The sequence below is a fragment of the Aureisphaera sp. genome, from assembly GCF_059726885.1.
Genome location: NZ_AP041051.1, coordinates 3,602,767 through 3,626,846, shown reverse-complemented (window position 1 = coordinate 3,626,846; position 24,080 = coordinate 3,602,767). Strand labels below are relative to the sequence as shown.

21 protein-coding genes are annotated in these 24,080 nt (G+C 39.8%); 17 read left to right on the top strand and 4 right to left on the bottom strand.

Translation table 11 applies throughout. The annotated features are described in order from the left end of the window. Positions 1-52 precede the first annotated feature (52 nt). The 14 genes from AC6JAD_RS16300 to AC6JAD_RS16235 all read left to right on the top strand — a co-directional run bounded on the left by AC6JAD_RS16300 (position 53) and on the right by AC6JAD_RS16235 (position 15,310). Entirely contained in the window at positions 53-616 is a 564-nt protein-coding gene (locus tag AC6JAD_RS16300) for an RNA polymerase sigma factor (protein WP_461303891.1), read from the top strand. An 84-nt stretch (positions 617-700) separates the two neighbouring features. Beyond that, complete coding sequence (locus AC6JAD_RS16295) at positions 701-1,135, top strand: hypothetical protein (protein ID WP_461303892.1); 435 nt, start codon at positions 701-703, stop codon at positions 1,133-1,135. A 411-nt stretch (positions 1,136-1,546) separates the two neighbouring features. Next, entirely contained in the window at positions 1,547-2,581 is a 1,035-nt protein-coding gene (locus AC6JAD_RS16290) for a T9SS type A sorting domain-containing protein (RefSeq protein WP_461303893.1), read from the top strand. Between the two features lie 316 nt (positions 2,582-2,897). Beyond that, a complete protein-coding gene (locus AC6JAD_RS16285) occupies positions 2,898-4,298 on the top strand; it encodes a hypothetical protein (RefSeq protein ID WP_461303894.1) in 1,401 nt (466 codons plus the stop codon). A gap of 321 nt (positions 4,299-4,619) precedes the next feature. Beyond that, the gene (locus AC6JAD_RS16280; protein WP_461303895.1) at positions 4,620-6,461 is read left to right on the top strand and encodes a hypothetical protein; all 1,842 of its coding nucleotides are present in this window, start codon (positions 4,620-4,622) and stop codon (positions 6,459-6,461) included. Further along, positions 6,461-6,994 (top strand): hypothetical protein, encoded by a 534-nt coding sequence (locus AC6JAD_RS16275; RefSeq protein ID WP_461303896.1) that lies wholly within the window; start codon positions 6,461-6,463, stop codon positions 6,992-6,994. Before AC6JAD_RS16280 ends, AC6JAD_RS16275 begins: the two co-directional genes overlap by 1 nt. 206 nt (positions 6,995-7,200) lie before the next feature. Then, the gene (locus tag AC6JAD_RS16270; protein ID WP_461303897.1) at positions 7,201-8,178 is read left to right on the top strand and encodes an SH3 domain-containing protein; all 978 of its coding nucleotides are present in this window, start codon (positions 7,201-7,203) and stop codon (positions 8,176-8,178) included. A 193-nt stretch (positions 8,179-8,371) separates the two neighbouring features. Next, the gene (locus AC6JAD_RS16265; RefSeq protein WP_461303898.1) at positions 8,372-8,962 is read left to right on the top strand and encodes a C39 family peptidase; all 591 of its coding nucleotides are present in this window, start codon (positions 8,372-8,374) and stop codon (positions 8,960-8,962) included. Positions 8,963-8,972: 10 nt separating this feature from the next. Continuing rightward, positions 8,973-9,593, top strand: a complete 621-nt coding sequence (locus AC6JAD_RS16260) for a hypothetical protein (RefSeq protein ID WP_461303899.1) — start codon at positions 8,973-8,975, stop codon at positions 9,591-9,593. A gap of 149 nt (positions 9,594-9,742) precedes the next feature. Further along, the gene (locus AC6JAD_RS16255) at positions 9,743-12,610 is read left to right on the top strand and encodes a M16 family metallopeptidase (protein WP_461303900.1); all 2,868 of its coding nucleotides are present in this window, start codon (positions 9,743-9,745) and stop codon (positions 12,608-12,610) included. Positions 12,611-12,831: 221 nt separating this feature from the next. Continuing rightward, positions 12,832-13,188, top strand: a complete 357-nt coding sequence (locus AC6JAD_RS16250) for a hypothetical protein (RefSeq protein WP_461303901.1) — start codon at positions 12,832-12,834, stop codon at positions 13,186-13,188. A 1-nt stretch (position 13,189) separates the two neighbouring features. Continuing rightward, positions 13,190-13,909 (top strand): hypothetical protein, encoded by a 720-nt coding sequence (locus AC6JAD_RS16245; protein ID WP_461303902.1) that lies wholly within the window; start codon positions 13,190-13,192, stop codon positions 13,907-13,909. Then, entirely contained in the window at positions 13,882-14,664 is a 783-nt protein-coding gene (locus AC6JAD_RS16240; RefSeq protein ID WP_461303903.1) for a sensor histidine kinase, read from the top strand. The genes AC6JAD_RS16245 and AC6JAD_RS16240 overlap by 28 nt, the downstream gene beginning before the upstream one ends. Then, the gene (locus tag AC6JAD_RS16235; protein ID WP_461303904.1) at positions 14,657-15,310 is read left to right on the top strand and encodes a response regulator; all 654 of its coding nucleotides are present in this window, start codon (positions 14,657-14,659) and stop codon (positions 15,308-15,310) included. The genes AC6JAD_RS16240 and AC6JAD_RS16235 overlap by 8 nt, the downstream gene beginning before the upstream one ends. On the opposite strand, the gene AC6JAD_RS16230 is transcribed toward AC6JAD_RS16235, so the two are convergent. Both AC6JAD_RS16230 and panB read right to left on the bottom strand, forming a co-directional pair. Continuing rightward, positions 15,307-15,993 carry an RluA family pseudouridine synthase gene (locus AC6JAD_RS16230; protein ID WP_461303905.1) on the bottom strand — a complete coding sequence of 229 codons (687 nt, stop codon included), beginning with the start codon at positions 15,991-15,993 and terminating at the stop codon, positions 15,307-15,309. The two genes, AC6JAD_RS16235 and AC6JAD_RS16230, sit on opposite strands and share 4 nt — an antisense overlap. Before the next feature lie 24 nt (positions 15,994-16,017). Then, a complete protein-coding gene (gene panB / locus AC6JAD_RS16225) occupies positions 16,018-16,836 on the bottom strand; it encodes a 3-methyl-2-oxobutanoate hydroxymethyltransferase (protein WP_461303906.1) in 819 nt (272 codons plus the stop codon). Between the two features lie 61 nt (positions 16,837-16,897). On the opposite strand from panB, the gene AC6JAD_RS16220 reads away from it, so the two are divergent. Then, a complete protein-coding gene (locus tag AC6JAD_RS16220; RefSeq protein ID WP_461303907.1) occupies positions 16,898-17,359 on the top strand; it encodes a nuclear transport factor 2 family protein in 462 nt (153 codons plus the stop codon). Here the strand turns inward: AC6JAD_RS16220 and AC6JAD_RS16215 are convergent, their stop codons facing one another. Both AC6JAD_RS16215 and AC6JAD_RS16210 read right to left on the bottom strand, forming a co-directional pair. Continuing rightward, positions 17,360-17,869: a hypothetical protein gene (locus AC6JAD_RS16215; protein ID WP_461303908.1), complete on the bottom strand. Its 510-nt coding sequence runs from the start codon at positions 17,867-17,869 to the stop codon at positions 17,360-17,362. It lies immediately after the preceding gene. A gap of 218 nt (positions 17,870-18,087) precedes the next feature. Then, the gene (locus AC6JAD_RS16210) at positions 18,088-19,512 is read right to left on the bottom strand and encodes an L-serine ammonia-lyase (RefSeq protein WP_461303909.1); all 1,425 of its coding nucleotides are present in this window, start codon (positions 19,510-19,512) and stop codon (positions 18,088-18,090) included. A gap of 740 nt (positions 19,513-20,252) precedes the next feature. Here AC6JAD_RS16210 and dnaK point away from each other — a divergent pair. Together dnaK and AC6JAD_RS16200 are read left to right on the top strand one after the other, a co-directional pair. Then, positions 20,253-22,169, top strand: a complete 1,917-nt coding sequence (dnaK, locus tag AC6JAD_RS16205; RefSeq protein WP_461303910.1) for a molecular chaperone DnaK — start codon at positions 20,253-20,255, stop codon at positions 22,167-22,169. A 207-nt stretch (positions 22,170-22,376) separates the two neighbouring features. Further along, positions 22,377-23,999 (top strand): LytR/AlgR family response regulator transcription factor, encoded by a 1,623-nt coding sequence (locus AC6JAD_RS16200; protein ID WP_461303911.1) that lies wholly within the window; start codon positions 22,377-22,379, stop codon positions 23,997-23,999. The last annotated feature ends 81 nt before the right edge of the window (positions 24,000-24,080 follow it).

Genomic DNA, 24,080 nt, shown 5'->3' with positions numbered 1-24,080 from the left:
CGCAAAGGAGGATGGATATTGCAACTTTTTTTAAAAACTGAATTATTAGTTTATGAATCAATTGAAAGATGAACAACAAATAATTGAGCAGGCGAAAAGAAATCCTGAAGAATTTGCTAAAATATATAATCACTATTATTCCAGAATATTCAATTTTATATACAAACGCACCCTTAATTTTGATATCTCCAGGGATATCACATCTGAGGTTTTTCTGAAGGCCTTCATTTCAATTGGTACATTTAAATGGAGGGGGATTTCCATTGGCAATTGGCTTTTTAGGATAGCCATTAATGAAATCAATCTATACCATAGACAAAAGAAATATGCTCCGGAAACCCTTAAAGATTCATACGGGACTATGGTTTTTGAAAAGCATACCACAAATCTTCAAGAAGAAAAGGAAAAAGCTGAAAAGGAGTTGTTGGATCATCAAAGGTTTATAGATGTTAGTAGGCGCTTAAAACAATTACCTCAAAAATATCAAGATGTAATTGCACTTAAATATTTTGAAAAGTTAACCATACGCGAGATTAGTAATATCTTGGGTATTAAGGAAGGAACAATTAAGTCCTTGTTATCAAGAGGAGTAAAGAAGCTAGCAGGGGACAACTAATGCAACCGTATTATATTATTAGAATTACAAGTACAAGATGTTATGAATACAGATGAAAAAGATATAGAGAAAATCATGTCTGAGATGAAAATACCAAACGTTGCTGTAGATGAGCACAAAAGAATTTTTGGGTTAACAATCTTAAACACAAGAAGATCTGCTTTTGCAGGTATTGTGCTTCTTATGTTACCGCTTATTTTTCTATTGGGGGTTTTAGCCAAGCACTATCTCGCTATTTCTATCCCGGTTATTAGTAGTGTTTACGATTGGATTGGTGAAATGGATCGTCAATATGGGGATTCCTCCATCCTTAATTGGGTCATTCGCATCTTACTCCTTTTTGGGCCATTAGTGGGGTTGGCCATTAACTTATTGGCGGTATCCCATGTTAGACTAGAACGCAATCCTTATGAGCTGGTAATTAGTTTAAAGTTCAAATGGATTAATTGGATACTAATTCTCGTATGTACTTTAGTACTTTTAATCTTCTTCTTTTATCTAATCATGGAAAATGCTTAGACCTATGAGGCAGATGTGAAGCATCCCAAAAATTGCATTAAGTACCCACAACAGGAATAATTAGGTTAAGAAAACCAAAGGGGACATATTTCTGAGGCCATACAATATAGTAGCCTCGATAGGGATGGATGGTTGGGGTGAAGGTATTCGAGAAGTGATTTACTGTTTAGTAAAGACGAGCTTTAGAATCTTGCTTTATCCTAGACCACGATATACAGACTTATAATAATATCTTACAGCAGCTTTCGATGCTGTTTTATTGGGAATAACTTATTACTATAAAACGACATAAATACTATGTCGTTTTTAACTTAAATTATATACTGACTGTTTTTGTAAATTTATTATTCAAAAGAACTACAATGATGGAACGACCCAGGAACAAATGATACTAAAAGAAAACAATTGATTATGAAACGCTTTCTCCTTATCGTAAGCTTTTTTGCGACCTACACCGTGGCCGCACAGATCACCCTTATCCCGGATCAGTTTTTCGAAGCCCATCTGGTAGTAGCGGGTATTGATACCGATGGGGAGGTAAATGGACAGGTATTGACAGCGGATATTGCCGATGAGGAAACGTTAATTATGATAGAAAATGGTGCCGTGGATTTAACCGGGATTGAGGATTTTGCAGCCCTAAAAACGCTTTCGCTCTTAAATTTCAATATACAGGAAATGGACCTATCTCAGAACAGCAACCTTGAAGATTTAGATCTAGACAATGTAACCTTGGAAAGTTTAGATCTGACTGGAAATCCTAATCTGGAAATATTGATTATTTCACCCAATACTACTTACCCGAGCACAATTCCCGAATTAGATCTCAGCAACAATCTGAATTTAAGATGGATAAGTATATTCAATATACCTATTTCGGAATTGGATTTGTCAAGCAATAGTGCCTTAGAAGATATTTCTATAGGAGGTGCAATGTTAGGCATTACCCATTTGGACGTTTCGAGCAACACCGCGCTCAGGGATTTTGCATATTTTGGCTTTTCCGAGAGTATTAATTATATAAATCTTCAGAACGGCAACAATACCAATATACTCTCTGTTGATATAATTGATAACCCTAACCTGCAATGCATCCAGGTGGATGATCCTGCTGCCGTGATTGCAGGTACCGACCCACCCTACGATAATTGGATCATTGAGAATAACGACAGTAATCCATTGATTACGGACGATTGCCAGTTTGGGATTGAGGAATTCCTTTTACAAAATCTACATGTTTTCCCCAACCCCGTAAATGATATATTATATGTCGAAGCTCTGGATGGGATAGAAGTCAAGGCCATGAGGCTCTGCAACGAACTGGGACAGGTTGTAATGAGTAGTAAGGTAACGCAACTTGATCTGTCAGGGTTACCAACAGGCTTTTATCTCCTATCGATAGAGACAGATAAGGGAACGATAACCAAGAAATTGAGTAAACTATGATTTCTCAGGATTTCTGATTGAAAGCTTACAATTAGAATTTAGAATGCCTAGACCTCGAAGGCAGATGTGAAGCATCCCAAAAGTTGCATTAAGTGCCCACAACAGGAATAATTAGGTTGAGAAAACAAAATGATATATTTCTGAGGCCATATAATACGGGAGCCTTGATAGGGATGGATGGTTGGGGTGAAGACACGTAACAACCTAAGATTGGTTTAATGATGCATTAAACAATGAGATGTGTGTCTTATAGAAATAAAGTATATCTTCGTAACACTTCCCCAGCCTTTAAAGAAACATCTTAATTAGTTTTGATTTGAACGAGAATCAATCATTCCCATTTTTTTCATTGGGTACGGAACATGTATTTAGTACTATTTCCGAAATTAACGGAAGAAAGGCCGCTATTGAAACCGTGGTACAGGTAAAAACCGCAAAAGTTAGATTTGCGAACTACCCATTATTGATGCAGGATTTTCCTCAGCTACATGAATCTGAACTGCTGAAAAGGAACCCAGGGCTTCGAACCATGGATTCCGACCAAAGAACATGGAAGATTCACCGTTTGATCGACACGTGGCTATTGCACCATGGAGGGTATGTTTCGACCAGTCAGGCCAAAAACACCCTTGTAAATACTAAAATTGAAACGGGGTCGAAAGAAACCCGGGCATACCGACCCTTGCATTACGGGAGGGCACTCATTTTTTCCATAGAGGAAACCATTAAATCCTTAGGCGTTCTGAAAGAAGTGGGTGAGCAGCAATCAGATCGTGGATTATTGGATATTAAAGGAGTAGGGGTGGCACCGCACAGGACGCCTAGTCATAGAACGCACGGAAGTGGCCTTATGCCCCTTCGTGGGTGCTATAAGGAGTTGTTTATGGAGCAACTTATTCATCAAATCTTCACGAATGAAAAGGCAAATCATAGAACCACCCCAATTTATGCCATTGTGGATCTAGGGTTCGATAGGGTGGTGCTTAAAACAAGGCTGCATGAAATTAAGAACAAATCCATAGATTCGGTCGAAAAGTTAGAACAGCCTGCGGGACTTCTTTTTAGAAGGGCCCACAATCGTGTTGATGGTAGGGTAGATCTCCCCAATTACGGAACGGAACACTACCAATTGACCAAGAATATTGAAAAGATGCTAAGAAAGTATGGTATGACATCTGTTAGCACACCTTCCCAGCTTAAGCTATGCCCTAGGAATAAGGGTTTCGAATTATGGCATGGACGGTTCAAAAAAAATGGGATTAAAGAAGGTGGTATTAAGAACTATTTGCAAAACCTTGCGAAGGTAATTTCTGGACCCATCACCTTCGATGGGGTCAATGTCCAGCTAACAGGAGAACTGCGCTCCAATCCCTCAGGAGGAATCCTCGTGGATTTTGATCACTATGAAATTAGGGAATGCTTTGCGAATCCTGTCCTTTATATGTCATCGCGGTATCTCTGTTGGGGTGATCTAAACTGGCCCATAGATGGTGATTTTGTACAACCCAGTAATGGTCTCGCTATTCCTTATGACCTTTTGGAAGGCGAGGGGGAGGTGGATGGGTTTCCACAATATGAAATTATAAAAAGGAAGTTAATTACCCTATGTGAAGGATTGGTAAATGCGTTAAGGAAAGGGCAATTGACCAATGAAGATGTTATTAACAGGCTACAGGAATTAATGTGTTCCTGCATCGGTCACTGGAAGGACCATTAAGTTTTACGGTCCAAGGTCTGGATATTCAATACGCTACTTGCCGTATTTGTCAGATAGTCAATCAAGTACAATTCAATTTTATCTATCTCAAATCATAAATGTTTAAAATATTTACAAAATAATTATTTAGTGTAAATAATATATTCAAAAATATTATATATTCGTAGTACGTAGAAGCGTGCACTACTTCCATGAGCTCGACAAATCCATGATCTGCAGCGGATTTTCGGGCATATGATATCTATACCCATACATCAATAATTGGGTACTAGGGATTCATACAAGTACATACATTTTTCACTTTTAAACTGAATTTTTATCATGGGGGGATTAAGAACTAATATCCGACAATTAATCAGTTTGGCAATCTTTATCTGTCTATCGGGATGCCAAAATGACGACAATACTATTAACGATCAACATGTTGATCACAAGCACATTAGGATACAAAAGGTGAGCCTACACGATTTTCCTGAAATTGCCAATTATGTAAACCGTTTAACTACCAAGGACAACCCATTGCGGGTTCAACCTTCTTCAAATCCATATGCCAACCAATCTCGCGATGTAGATTTGGTTTTATTGGATGTAGATTTGGATAATGTTATACAAAGTCTGGACGAGAACGAGAAATCCAATTTTGCGATTTCGGCCTCTGCCGAAACTTCAGGAACCCCAACCGAATTCAGGTTTGTCACCTATAATTTGGTCATATCGGAATATGGGGAAGAGGCCTATAGCTTTATTGTAGAATACGAATACGACAGAAATTGGATCGCTTCTCAACCCATTGGTAACTTCGACTACAGCACCTTATCTGGTTTTATTCGGTTTTATGATATCTATGGACAATTTGTGCAAGAACACACTTATGTAAATGGACAGGTCCTGGCATTACGCGGAAGCGATCCCTGTAATGATGACGATACAGATCCAGATCCGGACCCAACAGGCGGAGGGGATGGACCTACCGTAGTTATTACCTGCGGCTGCGATCCGTCGCACAATGGAGGGAATTCTAACCCGGTATGCAGTTGTACGCTTCCCGATATTATTACCATTTATAATTTTGGTCCAGAAGGGGGCGACACAGACAAAGATCCGTTGCGATCACCAGATCCCTGTTCAGATGGCACTGGTGGTGGCGATGGCGGCGATGGCGATGGTGATGGCGGCAACACCAACTTACCCGATGAATGCTTTTTGCCGAACGGTGATCCAATAGATTGTGAGAATCCAAATATTCCTTTAACACCACAGGAACTGCAGGAGAATTATTTTTCATTGCTGACCGCTTTAGGTGATCTGGTCCCTGATTTTTGGACCGATTATATTCCTGAAATGCTATGGTTAGGAGATAACAAAGACATAGCAAGCGAAATGCTATATTATTTGGTCGATGAAAACTATTCGGAAAGCTCGGTGCATTTTGTGATGGAGGCACTCACCAGTACTATGGAAGGGGGACAGGTGAATTTTGATGAAAAGCTCATTATGGATCCTACAATTTCTGAGTGTGTTCAAAATATTATAGATCCATTAATTACAAAATCAGACTACGTTAGTTTAGTGCCAAACTTACCGGTTAACATTAACCTTTCATCATTGATTTTAGACATTTTTAATAATTCATCCAATCATAATTACAAGATTAAGGTGGGGAACCTGCCTAGCGGATTTAATGCGTTAACTACTGCAGGATCTCAAGGGGGAACGTCCTTTTTGTATACCACAACAATAAACTCTTCATATATCAGCAATGCAACCGACCTAGCCATCGCCCGGACTATAATTCATGAATCGGCTCATGCATATTTGTCCTATATTTACCAAGAACAACCCCTATCTTCTATTTCTGTGGCTTTGAGACATCATCTATCACAAAATGGGTATGATACGAATGCTGCCCAACACGAATTCATGGTACAGTATGTTGATGCGATCGCATACTCACTCCAAAACTGGGATAATAATAGTCTCTTGGGCATAGAATACTATCGTTATTTGGCATGGTCGGGAGATATGTTGAATACAACAGACTTTAACCAACTCCCTGCAGCGTTTAGAAATAACGTTATAGATGCCAACATTGCAGAGGGACAGGCAGGTTCTGGAAATGGATCAACTAGTGCCGCCAGAGGTATAAATAATTGCCAAAACTAATGAAAAGATTGCTAGTCACATACTTCATCCTTCAAGCAGTATTTTGTTTTGCCCAGGAAGGCACACGAAGATCTGATATTGAGGCATATGGTGTTATAAATACGGCCCTCGGAACTAAAAACATTGCTGTATATAAATACTTTTCGAATAGCAAGGGATGGTCCGTGATACTTTCTTCGGAGGATATCTTCGACTCTTTATTGGGACATTGCTTGAATGCAAATGGAACTGAAACCCTTGAATACAGTGAAGTTATAAATGAAAAGGAAGCTGAGGCCATTTCTTATGAGCTCCAGTCATTTAGGCCTAATGAGAAATTGAAAAAAGACTTATTATCCCGCAATATCAAAATTCGGGGAAATTCAAAAGCTCAGGCTCTGGTTCGGGTTACAAAACCAATTTTCTTTTCGGACAAGGCGGTACTATTTATGCAGTATGATTTGGAAGAAAAAGTATTGATATTTCAGAAGGACGTGAAAGGGGGCTGGAATTTACTTTGTGAAAAATTCCTGTATTTATCGACAAAGAATTGATATGGATTCCTTCAAAAAGTTGAACTTAAAGAGGTTTGAACTCAAATGGGTAATTATGGGCATAACCCTAAGTATAGGTGTTTTTCCTTCATAAATCATAGGTGTTTCCCTCTTGTTAGGTTGCTAGTTTTCAATTACTTTTAGCTTTAACTAATGATGTTCCATACCTATAATTTAGGGTTGTGGAACATCTTCAAATACCCCCTATGGAAACAAAATTTGGTTTTACCCTAATGTCAGTTTCAGAATTCGAAACTTGGATCACACAGCAAAATATTGCGAGAACAGTACTATTTCTTCAGGAACATCACACCTTTTCTCCAAGTTATCAGCACTTTAATGAAAGCAATCATTTCAAACTGCAAAAGGGAATGAAGAACCATCATGTTAATAACAACGGATGGAGTGACATAGGACAGCATTTTACGATTTTTCCGGATGGAAAAGTGGCAACAGGAAGAAGTTTGGAACGTTCGCCTGCCTGTATTTTCAATAATAATAATCATTCCATTTGTATTGAAAACCTTGGGTTCTTTGATAATGGCAAGGACCAGATGAGACAAGAACAGAAGGAAGCTATTGTTCGTATTTCCGCGGCCATATGTAAACGGTTTAATATTCCAGTTACTACAGATAGGGTAGTCTATCATCATTGGTTCGATCTTAGCAGCGGTAATCGTACCAACGGTAGCGGAGTGACCAAATCCTGTCCCGGAACCAATTTTTTTGGTGGAAACAAAGTGTCCGATTGTGAGGCAAACTTTTTACCACTGCTTAACAATGCCCTCAACGAACCTATTACGGGAACCATGGATTCCCCTCCATTGAAATATGGATATGTAACTGCTAATAAGCTGAATATTAGAAAGGGACCTCGTTCTACATTCCCTGTTTTGGGGCAGACAACCCTAGGTTCTGTACTTCGGATATACAAGGTTAAGAATAGATGGTGTAAAATTTCCAAGGGAAAAGAAGAATGGGTCTATGGTAACTTTGTTAAGGAAGTAAAGCGCGCTATTGTAAATGCCGATGTGCTTAATGTACGAAGCGGACCCTCTGTAAGCTTCAATCGAGTGGGGTCTGTCGTGAAGAATCAGGAGATTTTTGTCTATGAGGAAAAGAACAATTGGTCCAAAATAAGTTTAGACGAACTTTGGGTTTCCAGCAACTTCATCGATTTCTGATTCCCATAACTACTTACCAAAAACATTAGCCCACCTTAGAAATAGAACCTTTAGGGGCTTTCTTTGCAATAAATAAGGAAAAACCCCTGTTGTAAATGAGTGTTTTAATTGTAACTATCTGTATATTAGTTGTTTAATTTTGTATAAAGTTATTTATAACTAACAACCAAATACGAATTAAAACTTCATATCCATGAAAACAAAATCAATTTTAAAAGGTTGGGTTGTATGTGGGATTCTTATGGCCATAGCGATTAGCTGTTGTCCACCTACAGACGATTCCAAAGTATTGCCCGTAACACTTAGGGCGCAACAAACCAGTCAATGGTGCTGGGCCGCTAGTGGACAAATGTGCATGGAATGGCTGGGTACCAATGTAGCTCAATGTACACAAGCCAATAATAGGTTTAGTCAAACGACTTGTTGTAATAGTCCAACTCCGGGTGTTTGTGTAGTGGGGGGTTGGCCAGAATTCAACAAATACGGTTTTACGTCTTTGAATACGGTAAATTCAGCATTATCATGGGAGAAAATCAAGGAAGAGATTGACTGCGGTAATCGTCCTTTTACGTACACCTGGCACTGGGCTGGAGGAAGCGGTCATATGGTCGCCATTGTTGGATACTCAACAGGAGTATGTAATGGACAGAGATTTTTGCATGTTAACGATCCATTGCCCGTGAATACTGGAAGTAACTACACCATTACCTACGATGCTTATGTGGCTGGAAGCCCCGGTTCCTCTCATTGGAATGACTATTATGAAATCAAAAAAACGCCTTAAAACGAATATCATGAAAAAAGCAATAATAATTGTAATTTGTTTCTTCACATTAGGAGGAACCCAGATGAATGCTCAAGGCGGCGGAACATATATACAAATAGCAGAGGATGCATTGGCCTATTTCCGTTGTGCCATTACCGAGCTGAACTACCAGTTCTACGGACTTAGCAAGTATAGTAAGTTAGAAGATGTCCAGATAGGACAGGCAGTAGAGCATTATGCCGTGGGATTGGATCGACTCAAGAAATATACAGCAGATCAGGATCCGGGTAGAATCATACAGCCTATGGGCTTTGTAGCTGTGAACATTCAGGTAGATGGATCGGAAAATGTATATATCATGCTAAATGAAAGGGATGGAAAATGGCAATCTACCTCATTAGGTCAGGAGTACTATTCGCAGGCCTTTATCGACCTACAACGAAATTCTGATTTTGGGGAAGAAGTTAGTTTGGTTCGGGTTCCCGGATTAAACTTGGCATATGCCAGTACTGTCATCGATGAAGTTTTGCACCTAATACCATTACAAATTGGAGATGAGCAAACTAAAGATAATGAACCAAGGCCCGCAGCTGAAGTATTTGAGGAGCTTTCCCGACTTATTGATGATGGGGAAGATGTCCCAAGATAGTTAGAATTCCACCTAACGAAACAAAAGAGTCTATCGCATTTTATCGATAGGCTCTTTTGGTTTTTGTGCATCTTAAATTAACACCATTTTAAGGGTTTGAAAGTGGTAGGGATTGTATATTTAAAAAAATCAAAAAACACTCAAAACCCATGTATTCCAAAAATCGTTTTAATGTTATTTTGGGCTTTTCATTGGCCCTTTCTTTATTCCTCATATCCTGTGGAACAAAAGAATCTTCCCCAGAGGAGTCGTCTAAGCTCTCCATTGAATTCGAGAAATATGAACTCGAAAATGGCTTGGACGTGGTTTTGCACCAAGATAAAAGTGACCCAATTGTTTCCCTTGCCATTCAGTATGGTGTAGGATCCAATCGTGAGAAGACAGGACGAACAGGATTTGCTCACTTATTCGAGCATATGCTGTTCCAAGAATCTGAAAACGTAGGACAGGATCAGTTCTTCAAAAAAATTCAAGACGCAGGTGGTACTTTAAATGGTGGTACCTGGAAAGACGGAACCATCTACTATGAGGTTGTTCCAAAGAATGCCTTAGAAATGATCATGTGGCTGGAAAGTGATCGTATGGGGTATTTAATAAATACCGTTACCGAATCTGCTTTTTACAATCAGCAAGAGGTGGTTCAGAATGAAAAACGCCAGCGAGTAGACAATAATCCATACGGGCATACCAATTGGGTATTGGATAAGAACATTTATCCAGAAGGTCATCCTTACAATTGGCAAGTAATTGGTGAGTTGGTAGATCTACAAAATGCGACGGTCGAAGATGTTCGTGAGTTTTACGATAAGTTTTATGGACCCAATAATGCTACCCTAGTGCTAGCGGGTGATTTTGAAACGGAAGAAGCCAAGGCCTTTATCGAAAAGTATTTTGGTGAAATAAAAAGACGTCAGGAAGTTCCGAAATTGGAGCCAATGCCAGTGACGATATCAGAAACCAAGCGCCTGTACCATGAAGATAACTTTGCGACTGCGCCTCAGTTAAATATGGTTTGGCCTACGTTGCAACAATATACCGATGATGCTTATGCTTTGGATTTTCTTGCGGAAATCATATCAAGCGGTAAGAAGGCACCATTGTATAAAGTGCTGGAAAAAGATAAGCAGCTTACCTCTCGCTTCTTTGCATACAATAACTCCCAAGAAATAGCTGGGGAGTTTCATTTGCAGGTTACGGGTAATAATGGCGTGAACTTGAACGAGGTAGAACAAGGTGTTTTTGAGGCCTTTAAATTGTTTGAAGAAGAAGGAGTAACCGATAGGGATGTAGAGCGTATTAAGGCCGGATTGGAAACACAATTTTATAATGGAATAAGTAGCGTATTGGGTAAATCGTTCCAATTGTGCCAGTACAATGTGTTTGCAGGCGATCCTGGATTTATAGAGCAGGACATTGCCAACATTAAAAAGGTGACAAAGGAAGATGTTATGCGTGTGTATGACAAATATATTAAAGACAAGCCATTCGTCATGACAAGCTTTGTCCCTAAAGGACAGATGGAGCTCATTGCCGACAACTCTGTAATCGCACCGGTTGTTGAGGAAGAGATTAAAGAAAATGTGGAGAAAATAGTTGAAGATGCCGAAGAGGAAGTTGCAAAAACACCTTCATCATTCGATCGTTCTACGGAGCCTGCCCAAGGGCCTGCACCTGCGCTGAATATTCCATCCAGTTGGAATGCTGAATTAGCCAATGGGATGAAGGTATACGGTATAGAGCAAGGTGAAATACCTACTGTAAATTTCAGTCTTATTCTTGAAGGAGGTCATCTATTGGATGATATGAGCAAAAATGGTGTCGCCAATCTTATGACGGATATCATGATGGAAGGTACCGCAACAAAAACCCCTCAAGAGTTGGAGGAAGAAATTGAAATGCTGGGGGCCAACATTAATATGTATACCACCCGTGAGTCTATAGTGATTCAGGGTAATACATTGGTACGTAACTTTGATAAGACGTTGGAATTGGTGGAAGAAATTCTTTTGGAACCAAGATGGGACGAGGAAGAATTTGATTTGATCAAAACCGCGACGATTAATCAAATAAAACGATCTGCTGCCGATCCTAATTCAGTAGCCAATAGGGTATTTAATAAACTCCTTTATGGCGAAGATCATATTTTCAGTTATCCAACTACTGGAACAGAGGAATCTGTTGCCGCAATAACTATTGATGATTTAAAGGCATTTTACAACAACAATTTCTCCCCATCCGTCACCCGTTTTCATATTGTCGGAAAAATTGATGAGGCCAAAACGATGGAGAGCTTAAAGAGCCTGGAAACGAATTGGGCGGCCAAGGAAGTCTCTATTCCGGAATATCCAATAGCGAATAACAGGGACAAGTCTTCCCTGTATTTTGTAGACATTCCCAATGCCAAGCAATCCGTGATCAACATAGGGTATATTGCACTGCCTAGAACCGATAAGGAGTTTTATCCTGCCGAAGTAATGAACTACAAGTTAGGAGGATCCTTTAGCGGAAACGTTAATTTGATTTTAAGGGAAGAAAAAGGATATACCTATGGAGCGCGAACGCGTTTTAATGGAAGCAAAATCCCAGGTACGTTTGTCGCTTCTTCGAGTGTTAGGACCAATACCACGGGAGAGTCTGTTTCCATTTTTAAGGAGGAGATTCAAAAGTATAAGGAAGGGATTAGTGAAGAAGATTTAGAATTTACAAAGAATGCTTTGATTAAGTCCAATGCCAGACGTTTCGAAACTCAGTTTTCGCTGTTGGGCATGTTGCAGGAAATGAGTGGTTACGGCTTAAGCCCTAACTATATCGAGGATGAAGAAAATGTGATTAGGAATATGACGTTAGACCAGCATAAAACACTTGCAAATAAGTATTTGGATGAGTCGAAAATGGCATATTTGGTTGTTGGGGATGCTACCACACAGTTCCCGCAGTTCCAAGATATGGGCTTCGATGAAGTTCTACTTATGGATAGGGAAGGTGAAGTTGTGGAGATGGAAGATGTTAAACAGTAATCTGCAGATAAATGCACATAAAGGAAAAGGGGCTTTGGCCCCTTTTTCATTATATCAATTTGTTTTTTTTATAACTAACTCGAATACAAAATTTTATTGAATTCCTGTTGCGGTAAAACCCTTTTTGGTCACAGGATTTTTCCTGTTTTTTGTTTAATAAAGTGTTAAAACCCTATTGTTTTTCCTATTTTGAAGCACTTATTAACCTAAAACTTTTAATTATGTCTAAACCACAAAATTGTATTTCGGTTCAGGATGCAAAACAAATGCAGTCTAATTGGATGGCTACCAGAGCGGTAGATATTACAAGGGCTGAAGGTCATCAAGACACATGCGCAGTTACTTTCAATATTGAAGATTTACAAGAGTACCTGAATTATGTCCTTGAAGAATCCAAAAAACAGAAAATTGAAAACCCGGGAATCAGGGTGTATTTTGCAGCTTATGATAATAATGAGTCTGATATGTCAACCGTTTTTTTCTGTCCGTCCGAAAGTGATGAAGGGGATTCAGATAATAATTATGATATAGACCCTTTCAATCGAGGCCAGAATGGATGGCCCCCAAACGCATACTAAATTGATATTAGATTATTTAATACATACGCTGCCAATAACATTGTTGGAATTATTGGCAACAATTGCCGGGTTTTACTTTTTGAAGAAGAGCCCGGCAAATATTTTCCCAGAAAAATACTTTGTCCAATTCCTATTGTTCACTGTAATAGTAGAGCTTATTGGTTCTTATGCGCCCATTGCCTATTTTGAAGGGTATAACACTTTTTCATTTTTGAAAGATACCCCAGTGGCCGATAATAAGTGGTTATATAATATTTATTCAATTGTTAGCGGTGGATTTTTTGCCTTTTACTTTGCGCAGCATATAAAAAATAAGGTTTGGAAAAAGCTATTGTTCTATATAATGTATGCCTTCGTCATAACTTCGATAGTCAATTTATTAGCAACCGATGTGTTTTTCACCAAGGATTCCCGGTACAGTAATATTGTAGGCACTTTCGTAATACTTTTAAGTGTTATTCTTTTTTACTTTGACCTCCTAAGGAGTGACAAAATATTGAACATTAGATTTTCTATGCCTGTATATGTTTCTATTGGGGTAGTTATTTTCTATTTAAGTATAACTCCAATTACTATATTTTCTGAATATTTTAGTCGGGGTAGCGGTAATTCCCTTTTTGTGGAAATGCAATCCAAATTAATTCTCTATTCCAACATATTTATGTATTCTTGTTTCATCCTTGGATTTTTGATATGCTCCAGAAAGAAGAAATTCTCTTAATAATATATTTCATTGCCGTTATTCTGTTTTTGGCAATATTTGTGATTTTGTTCTTTGTCGCTTTCCAAAGAAGGAAAAACAAATTGCTGCTTGAAAAGTATGAGGCACAGCAGCGATTCCAACAGGAATTGGCAAGTTCGCGGTTGGAAATACAAGAGCAAACATTTAAAAACATTGCGTGGGAATTGCATGACAATGTGGGCCAGCTACTCTCAGTTGCCAATTTACAATTGAATATGCTTATGACCGCTCCCGTAGACAACATGCAGGATCAGATTAAGGACACCAAAGATGTAATCGTGGCAACGGTAGAAGAAGTGCGTTCCCTTTCTAAAACATTGAATACAGAAGTAGTACTCAATAATGGATTGGTAGAATCTGTAAAGACCGAGTTGGAGCGTTTTAACCGCCTGAATTTCCTACATGCAGATCTTAAGATCGATGGCGAAGAAACTGTCATTCGCAAGGAAGACGAAATTATAATCTTTAGAATTTTACAAGAGTTTTTCTCTAATGTGATTAAGCACGCTAAGGCTGACAAATTATTTGTACATTTATATTACGATAACAAACAACTTCAGATCATCGCCAATGACGATGGTGAAGGGTTCGATACCAGCAAGAAAAGTGGCAATTCCGGGCTTCAGAATATGAAGAGCCGGGCTTCTTTATTAGGAGCGGATCTAAACCTCACGTCGCAATTGGGCGAAGGCACAAAATTGCAACTGACCTATCCATATCCAATTTATGAGTAACGCTAAAAAATACACTCTTGCCATTGTAGACGATCATTTGCTTTTCGCCAGTTCGCTGGAAAAGCTAATCAATACCTTGCCGGAATTTCAAGTAATATTCAAGGCACGACATGGATTGGAAATGCAGAATGAATTAAAAAACAACGGAGCCATCCCCGATCTAATTCTATTGGACATTAATATGCCCGTAATGAACGGTTTCGAAACGGTAACTTGGCTTACCGAAAATCATCCAAAAATAAAGGTCTTGGCGTTGTCGGTTGAAGACAATGAAGGAATCATCCTTAAAATGATTAGGGGAGGGGCTAAGGGCTATTTCCTAAAAGACATTCATCCCGATGATCTTAAGTTTGCCCTGTTGGAGGTCATGGACAAGGGCTATTATTATTCGGAAAGGGTAACGTCTACCATGGTAAATGCACTGCAGCCAGGAGGTAGGGAGCCTATGGTAAAGTTAAGGGAAAATGAGCTTACTTTCCTGCAATTGGCTTGTAGTGAAATGACCTATAAGGAAATTGCAGATGTTATGAACCTGAGCCCAAAAACCATCGATGGTTATCGACAGGAGCTTTTTAATAAATTAGGGATTAAGAATAGGGTAGGACTGGTTATTTATGCCCTTAAGAATCACTTGATCGAACTTTAAACGCAAGCATTCCAAATGGTTTCATTTGGAGGGGGTGCTTCCACTACCAATTTTTCTTTTTTCACCGGGTGAATAAACTCCAGTCGCCTTGCATGTAAATGAATACTCCCATCAGGATTGCTACGGTCAAATCCGTATTTGAGGTCCCCTTTTATTGGTGACCCCAAAAAAGATAATTGCGAGCGTATTTGATGGTGCCTGCCCGTTTCCAGATCAATTTCAAGAAGTGAATACCGCTGTAGGTGCTTTATGACCTTATAGTTTAGGACGGCCCGTTTACTATCGGGGACTTCCTTTTCGTAGGCGTAGGATTTATTCTGTTTTGGGTTTCGTTTCAGAAAATGAATCAACCGATCCTCACTTTTGGGAGGTCTTTGTTTTACAATTGCCCAATAGGTTTTCTGAGCCTGTCTTTCTGAAAATATCTTATTGAGTCTTGTAAGTGCTTTACTGGTTCTCGCAAAGACCACTGCGCCACTGGTAGGGCGGTCAAGACGATGTACAACCCCTAGAAAAACGGCACCCGGTTTCTGGTATTTTTCTGCAATGTATTGCTTGGCTATCTCGGATAGTGGAATGTCCCCAGTTTTATCACCCTGCACGATATCGCCAGGCCTCTTATTTACAATGAGCAAGTGATTGTCTTCAAAAAGTACCTGAAGTGTATCTTTGGTGCTGTGCACTTGTGAAACTAATTTTAACGGAAATTAATACTGTTCTTTTTCACTTGGGAAATCCCCGCTCTTTACATCATCGATATACGAACTAAAAGCATGGGTCATTTCCGTAAATAGATCTAGATACCTTCTAAGGAACCTCGGATTAAATTCATGTGTCATACCAATCATGTCATGGGTAACCAAGACCTGTCCATCTACTCCACCTCCAGCACCGATCCCAATAATTGGTATGGTAAGGCTTTTTGCCACTTCTTGGGCCAAACTAGCCGGCACCTTTTCCAATACAATGGCAAAGCATCCACACTTTTCAAGTAGTAGGGCATCTTGCCTTAGTTTTTCAGCTTCCTCTTCCTCTTTTGCCCGTACCGTATAGGTCCCGAATTTATATATGGATTGAGGGGTAAGTCCTAAATGTCCCATAACGGGAATCCCTGCATTTAGAATGCGTTTCACGCTTTCCTTGATTTCTTTTCCGCCTTCTACCTTAACAGCGTGAGCACCGCTTTCCTTCATAATTCTAATGGCAGAGCGCAATGCCTCCTTGGGGTCACTTTGATAGCTTCCAAAAGGGATATCGACCACCACAAGACTTCTTTCAATACCACGGATTACGGAAGATGCATGGTAAATCATCTGATCCAACGTAATAGGCAAGGTAGTTTCGTGTCCGGCCATTACATTAGAGGCAGAATCACCTACAAGGATTACATCGATACCGGCACCGTCTACAATTTTCGCCATCGTATAATCGTATGCCGTTAACATGGAGATCTTTTCCCCATTACGTTTCATATCTACCAACGTTTTTGTGGTAATTCGTTTGTATTCTTTTTTAGCTATGGACATATGTGTAACAAATTGTGCCGTAAAAGTACTAATTTTGGAAGCAATCTATATTTTTATTCCTATGAAGCGTATTCTACTTATTCTTTGCCTAAGTATTTCTTATTTAGGTATGGCTCAGGATGATTTTTCTGAAGCCGATGCAAAACAACTGATCGATACTTTTTTTGAAGGATTTCACAAAGGTGATACTACGCTTATGCGTTCCACATTAATAAAGGAAGTACCCTTGCAAACTGCCTATACAGATAAAGAGGGAATAGCCCATCTATCCACTGCAACTTTGGACAAACTTCTTGTGGGCATTGCCAATAGGCCGGCTGAGCAAAAGTGGGATGAACGTTTACTGGATTACAAAGTTTCAATAGATGGTAATTTGGCGCATGTTTGGACTCCCTATGAGTTTTGGGTAAACGATTCATTTAGTCACTGTGGTGCAAATGCATTTACCCTAGCTAAAACGGAAGATGGCTGGAAGATTATCCACTTGATAGACTCAAGGCGCCGATCTACTTGTAATCAGTAATTAAGGAAAATTAGACCAATGGGAAGAAAGTGCTTTTAAGTACTTCTTTCGGTATATGGGTGATTCTTCGAAAAGGATCTTTACATTTCTTTCCCAATCACGTGCAATTTCAAAATAACTGGAATTGACTTTCGACATAATGTGTCCACAATCATCACAGGTATGCTGGCTGTATTCCAAAAAGTAATGCGCGAATTCATGAAACGCCACAATTTTTAGGATTTCAGGATCCAATTGAGCCATCCAGTTAATATCTATAGCAACGACTTTGCCTTGATTATTCCTGCGGAGCATTCCAAGTGTAGACCCATCTTCAGATACTGTTAAGGTGTTGACAATATCTATTTTTTCCAATTCAAATAATTTATCATGATATGGAATGTCATAAGTATCGCAATGAGCAAAGAAATCATTGAGAAGGGGTTGTAGCCTTCCGTCAATTTGAACATTTTGTGAACAAACAGGAAGAACAACCATAAGGATTATTAGAAGTGGGGATAACTTCAACATAATGTTAGCTCTAGTTAATATTCGAACAAATAGTCGATAAAAAGTAAATAAAAACGATTAAAAGTAAATAATCATTAATTATTCTGTTAAAATTTTAGGTTGATTGTACCTTTAACAGCTTTTATCAATCAATAATACAACGTGTACGGGATGGTTCAGTAAGCGCAATTATTTGATTAACGAAGATCTTTGGTGCTCAAGTATACGATGGGGAAACTTTAACAGTCACTTATGTTTACCTGTACAGCAAGGCCACCTTCACTGGTTTCCTTGTATTTGGATGCCATGTCCTGGGCAGTCTGCCACATGGTAGCGATAACTTTGTCCAAAGTTACTTTAGCATGGATCGGGTCGCCATCCAATGCCATTTCACAGGCATTAATGGCTTTAATGGCTCCCATGGCATTGCGCTCTATGCAGGGTATCTGTACCAACCCGGCAATGGGATCACAAGTAAGTCCAAGGTGGTGTTCCATAGCAATTTCGGCTGCCATTAACACTTGCTCGGGACTTCCTCCCATTAATTCGGTCAGGGCTCCAGCCGCCATGGCAGAAGAAACCCCAATTTCGGCTTGACAACCGCCCATAGCGGCCGAAATGGTAGCGCCTTTTTTAAATAGACTTCCAATTTCACCAGCTACCAGTAGAAATTTTCGAATATCCTCAAAATTGCCATCATGGTTTTCAATAACCAGATAATACATTAAAACCGATGGGATTACTCCAGCACTTCCGTTGGTAGGAGCGGTAACCACCCTTCCCAAGGAAGCGTTTACTTCATTTACAGCAAGGGCAAAACAGGAAACCCACTTAAGGATCTGACGGAATTTTACTTCCGTATCCCGTATGGCATCAATCCAATCGTAATTATTGGTGTAAGACTTGTTGCTTTTTAAACTTTGATGGGAATCATAGGCACGTCTTCGCACATTGAGGCCACCTGGCAATATCCCTTCGGTATGACACCCAACATACATAGAATCCAGCATCACATCCCAGATTTCCTTTAGTCCCTGATTCACCTGACTTTCGGAACGCAGTGATTTTTCGTTTTCCAATACAATTCCGCTTATGGACTTCCCTTCAGAAGCACAATGCGCAAGTAATTCTTGCCCCGTCTGAATAGGAAAAGGAAATTCGGAGAACTTTTCTTGTTGTTCCCTAGCAATACGTCTTTCTTTCTGTATTACAAAACCACCTCCAATGGAATAATACGTACGACGTACAGTACTTCCGTTTTTAAGTGTAGCGCTAAAAGTCATTCCGTTGGGGTGAAACGGTAAGAATTTACGATGAAACTTTATGTGCTCGGAGATCTGGAAAGGAATTATGGTGGTCCCATTAAATCGTAAGATGCCATTTTTGTGAATGAGATCTATTTCCTTCTGAATGTTTTCTATGGGAAAGGTAACGGGGTCGTAACCGCATAATCCGAGGACCACAGCAATATCCGTGGCGTGACCTTTTCCAGTCAATGAAAGGGAACCGTATAAATCTATATGTACAGATTCAATTTGATCGATCTGATCTTTCTCCTTTAATCGGTCGATCCACCTAAGGCCTGCACGCCATGGTCCCAATGTATGGGAACTAGAAGGGCCGACCCCAATTTTTAGCATATCGAAAACACTGATGCTCTCCATGTGTTGGTTTTAGCATGGCAAATGTAATTGTTCTTTTCATAATTATTGTTGAAAAATAATTTGGAATATTTCCATTTTTAATATGGAATATTTCCATATATTTGTTTCCGTATTAAGGGGGGCATCATTAACACTTTTGGTGCGATGATGACCTTGACTTAGGGATATAGAACGGTGGATGGGGAGAAACTCTGGAAAGTGCAGGAGGGAGTGCCTTTTCTTGAGTTTGCCACCGTTCCCTTGGTCAAAAATACTGAACGATAAAAAAGTAGCGGCACCTTCAAATGGAAGGTGCCGCATCTATATGTGCTTACATGGTAAGCACTTTCTTAGCCACTCTAACTGCCTCACTAAACAAAACTTCCAGAATATAACGCCACTCGGTTACGATAAGGAGCGTACTAGGGCACATTCCCTACCTAGGAAGGATCGGGTTACTATTTTGGAAACTGTTCTGTCTATAATTTGAATGGCTCTGGTTAAGGCGACTAATACTAGTAATGTATATATCATATTTAAGCTATAACTGTTCGTTTCTTTTGATACCGAAATATCGAACATTAAATATGCAAGTGGGTTTATAATTATAATGATGGACTCTTCTTTTATAAAGAAAGACATTATGGGTGCTATGGTATGCCCAAAACTGACACCATGTCATATACATGCGATTGGCACATTCCTTGACATATGCTGTTCGTAATAATTTATTTTGAAACACTTAAAAAAATACTATACACATGAGTAAGATTATTGGAATCGATTTAGGGACTACCAACTCTTGCGTTTCGGTAATGGAAGGTAGCGAGCCAACCGTAATACCAAATGCGGAGGGGAAGCGAACCACACCTTCTGTCATCGCTTTTGTAGAAGACGGCGAAATTAAAGTAGGGGATCCTGCCAAAAGACAGGCAGTGACTAATCCTACCAAGACCATTGCTTCTATTAAGCGATTCATGGGAAATAAATTTTCTGAATCTGCAAAGGAAGCAGAAAGAGCTGCTTACAAAGTAGTGAAAGGGGACAATGACACACCACGAGTAGATATCGATGGTCGTTTGTACACCCCACAGGAATTGAGTGCAATGATTCTTCAGAAGATGAAGAAAACAGCAGAGGATTACCTAGGACAGGATGTTACACGCGCTGTAGTTACCGTTCCTGCTTATTTTAATGACAGTCAGCGTCAAGCGACTAAAGAAGCAGGGGAGATCGCGGGATTAACAGTAGAGAGAATTATCAATGAGCCTACAGCTGCGGCTTTGGCTTATGGATTGGATAAAAAGGACACCGATCAGAAAATCGTGGTATTCGACTTTGGAGGAGGTACGCACGACGTTTCTATTTTGGAATTGGGTGACGGTGTATTCGAAGTATTGGCTACCGATGGGGATACGCATCTAGGAGGTGACGATGTAGATAGCAAGATCATTAACTGGTTGGCCGATGAATTCGAAAAAGAAGAGTCTATGGATCTTCGTAAAGATCCTATGGCATTGCAACGTTTAAAAGAAGCTGCCGAAAAAGCGAAGATTGAACTATCTTCTTCTTCACAAACCGAAATCAACTTACCATACATTACTGCTACTGCCAGCGGACCTAAGCACTTAGTGAAAACCATGAGCCGTGCAAAGTTCGAGCAGTTGATCGATGATTTGGTAAAACGTACAATCGAACCTTGTCAGACCGCTTTGAAAAACGCAGGTCTTAAAACAAGCGACATCGATGAGATCATATTGGTAGGAGGTTCTACCCGTATTCCTGCGGTTCAAGAAGCTGTGGAGAAATTCTTCGGTAAAGCACCAAGTAAAGGTGTAAACCCAGATGAGGTAGTAGCTGTAGGAGCCGCTATTCAAGGTGGGGTACTTACGGGAGATGTAAAAGATGTACTTCTATTAGATGTAACACCACTTTCATTGGGTATTGAAACCATGGGAAGTGTTATGACTAAGTTGATAGATGCAAACACAACGATCCCAACGAAGAAAAGTCAGGTGTTCTCTACTGCAGCGGACAATCAGCCAAGTGTTGAAATCCACGTACTACAGGGAGAGCGTCCAATGGCAGGGGATAATAAAACCATAGGTCGTTTCCACTTAGATGGCATTCCACCAGCGCCTAGGGGAGTTCCTCAAATTGAGGTAACCTTCGATATTGATGCCAACGGTATCATTAAGGTAAGTGCTACAGATAAGGCCACAAATAAGTCTCAGGATATTCGTATTGAGGCATCATCTGGATTGACCGACGAAGAAATCGAGAAAATGAAGGCCGAAGCCGAAGCCAATGCCGAAGCAGATAAAGTGGCAAAGGAAAAGGCGGACAAAATTAACGAAGCCGATGCGATGATTTTCCAAACGGAAAAGCAACTGAAAGAGTTTGGTGATAAACTATCTGATGACAAGAAAGCTCCTATCGAAGCAGCTTTGGAAGATTTGAAGAAAGCTTATGAAACCAAGGAAGTAGAAACAATCGAACCTGCGTTAGAGAAGATTAACGAAGCTTGGAAAGTAGCTTCTGAGGAAATGTACAAAGCCCAACAAGAAGCGCAAGCGGGCGGAGCTGCCCCAGGCGGTGATGCTGGAGCTGGAAATGCTTCCCAAAATGGAGAGGAGAACTCAGACGTAGAAGACGTAGACTTCGAAGAAGTGAAGTAATAACAATACCGAAGATACTATACGCTTCCTAAGCTTTCTGCAAAAATGGAAAGTATAGTAGGGAAGCAGCGTGTACCGAAAACAGAGGTATTTTAGATACAATGAGCCCGATGGAAACATCGGGCTTTTTTTTATGCAATCTCACTCTACTTGCTATTCTCGGGATAAACACTAACTTTAAAACAGAAAGCAGCTTACCAGAATTCAATGTATCAAGGGAACCAAGGGACAAGGAATCATCCTGTATCTTTTTGGCTATTATGCCTTTTGGCATTATGGCTTACTTCTGGTATGGCTTTAGGGCAATCTTATGGCCGTTTCGAGCAGTTCCATAAGGAAGTAGACCTACTTTCGCAATTAAATGATACCACCGCCACAACCGAGGCCTTTGCAAAAGGAAAAGCTTGGGCAGTGCGTAATGGCCTGCCTAAAACCGATCCCGGTTTTCTGGAGTTCAGGATTAAGGAAACCCGATTTTTATTGCGTTTTTCTAAAATCGCGGTAGACAGCGGCATTGTTAATTACCATAAGATTCATGAAGATGCCCTCCAAGCAAACAATTACACGATTCAAGCTAAGGCCTTGGGATTTCTGGCCAACGCCTATAGAAGCAAACGGGAATTGGGAAAGGCTTTTGAGTACAATCAGAAAGAGATTAGTGCTGCCAGACAAAGCAAGGATAGTCTGCTAACGGGAAGAGCGCTCATTACAGAGTTGGACATTGCCTATAATTCGCTACCATCCCCTATGCAACCCGAGGATTTGGACGAATTGATCGCAAAGGGGAACTATGTGATCGACTATGCAAAGAATAATGGTCTGAATTCAGTGCTAAATTTTGGTAAACTCTATCTCTCGAAGTTCCACATAAAACAAGGTGCCTATAACGAGGCTGAGCAAATCCTATTTTCCATTTCCGATAATGAGCCCTTATCAGTTACATTTTCGAAGTATGAACATCTCTGCGAAATAGCCAAACTAAAAAAAGACCTAGAAGCATATCGCAAACATACGTTGGAATTTAAATCCAGGGCCTATCAAACCAAAAGGGCATTCGTAGCATTGAATGCACACAATTATTTGTTGGATTATTCAATGACGGTTGGGAGTACGGATTCGTCATATTTCTATGCGCAACGCCTTGAGCAGAACCTAGCGGAAGTAGACACGACCAAATACTTGGATTTTTTGGATATCACCTATTCCTCCCTAGCTAAGTATTATAGTGAAAAGGATCTTCAGAAAGAACTAATGTATACATCGCATTCTGCTGAAATCAACAGGATTATTTCCTTGCATCAGAAACAGGCTTTTTCAGCAATTTTGAAATATAAAAGTGAATTGGCGGCTTTAGAGTCTGAGAATTCCAACCTGGCAGAATCGAATTCTTCAGTAAAGACCAACCTTATTTTGGTGGCGGGATTGCTTTTGCTAATTGCAATAATTACGATTGTAATTTACAGGAAATACAAAAGGTCCCGCAAGACGGCAGAAGATGTATTATTGGAAAAGCAACGAATGGAAGAGGTTGTTTCCAAAAAGAGTATAGAACTGAACAACAAACAACGTGTATACTTAGAGGATCTTCGCTACATGAAAGCCGATAGAAACTATGTTGAGTTTTATACGGAAGACAAGCGTTATGTAGACCGCCATGTGTTGTCTGCAGTCCTTGAAGAACTCCCACCCAATTTTGTGCAAGTACACCGTTCGTATGTCATAAATAAGAACTTTATTAAGACCTCTTCCAGTAACCGCATCATCCTATTGCCTGATGTAGAAATACCCGTTTCGCGCACTTTTGGAGCTAAGCTAAAAGAAGGCTTGTAATTCGTCAACAATTTTTTGTCACTCGTCCCATTCTTCTTTGTAAGGTCTTCATTTTAAATAGTTTTGAGGAGAACTCTAAAC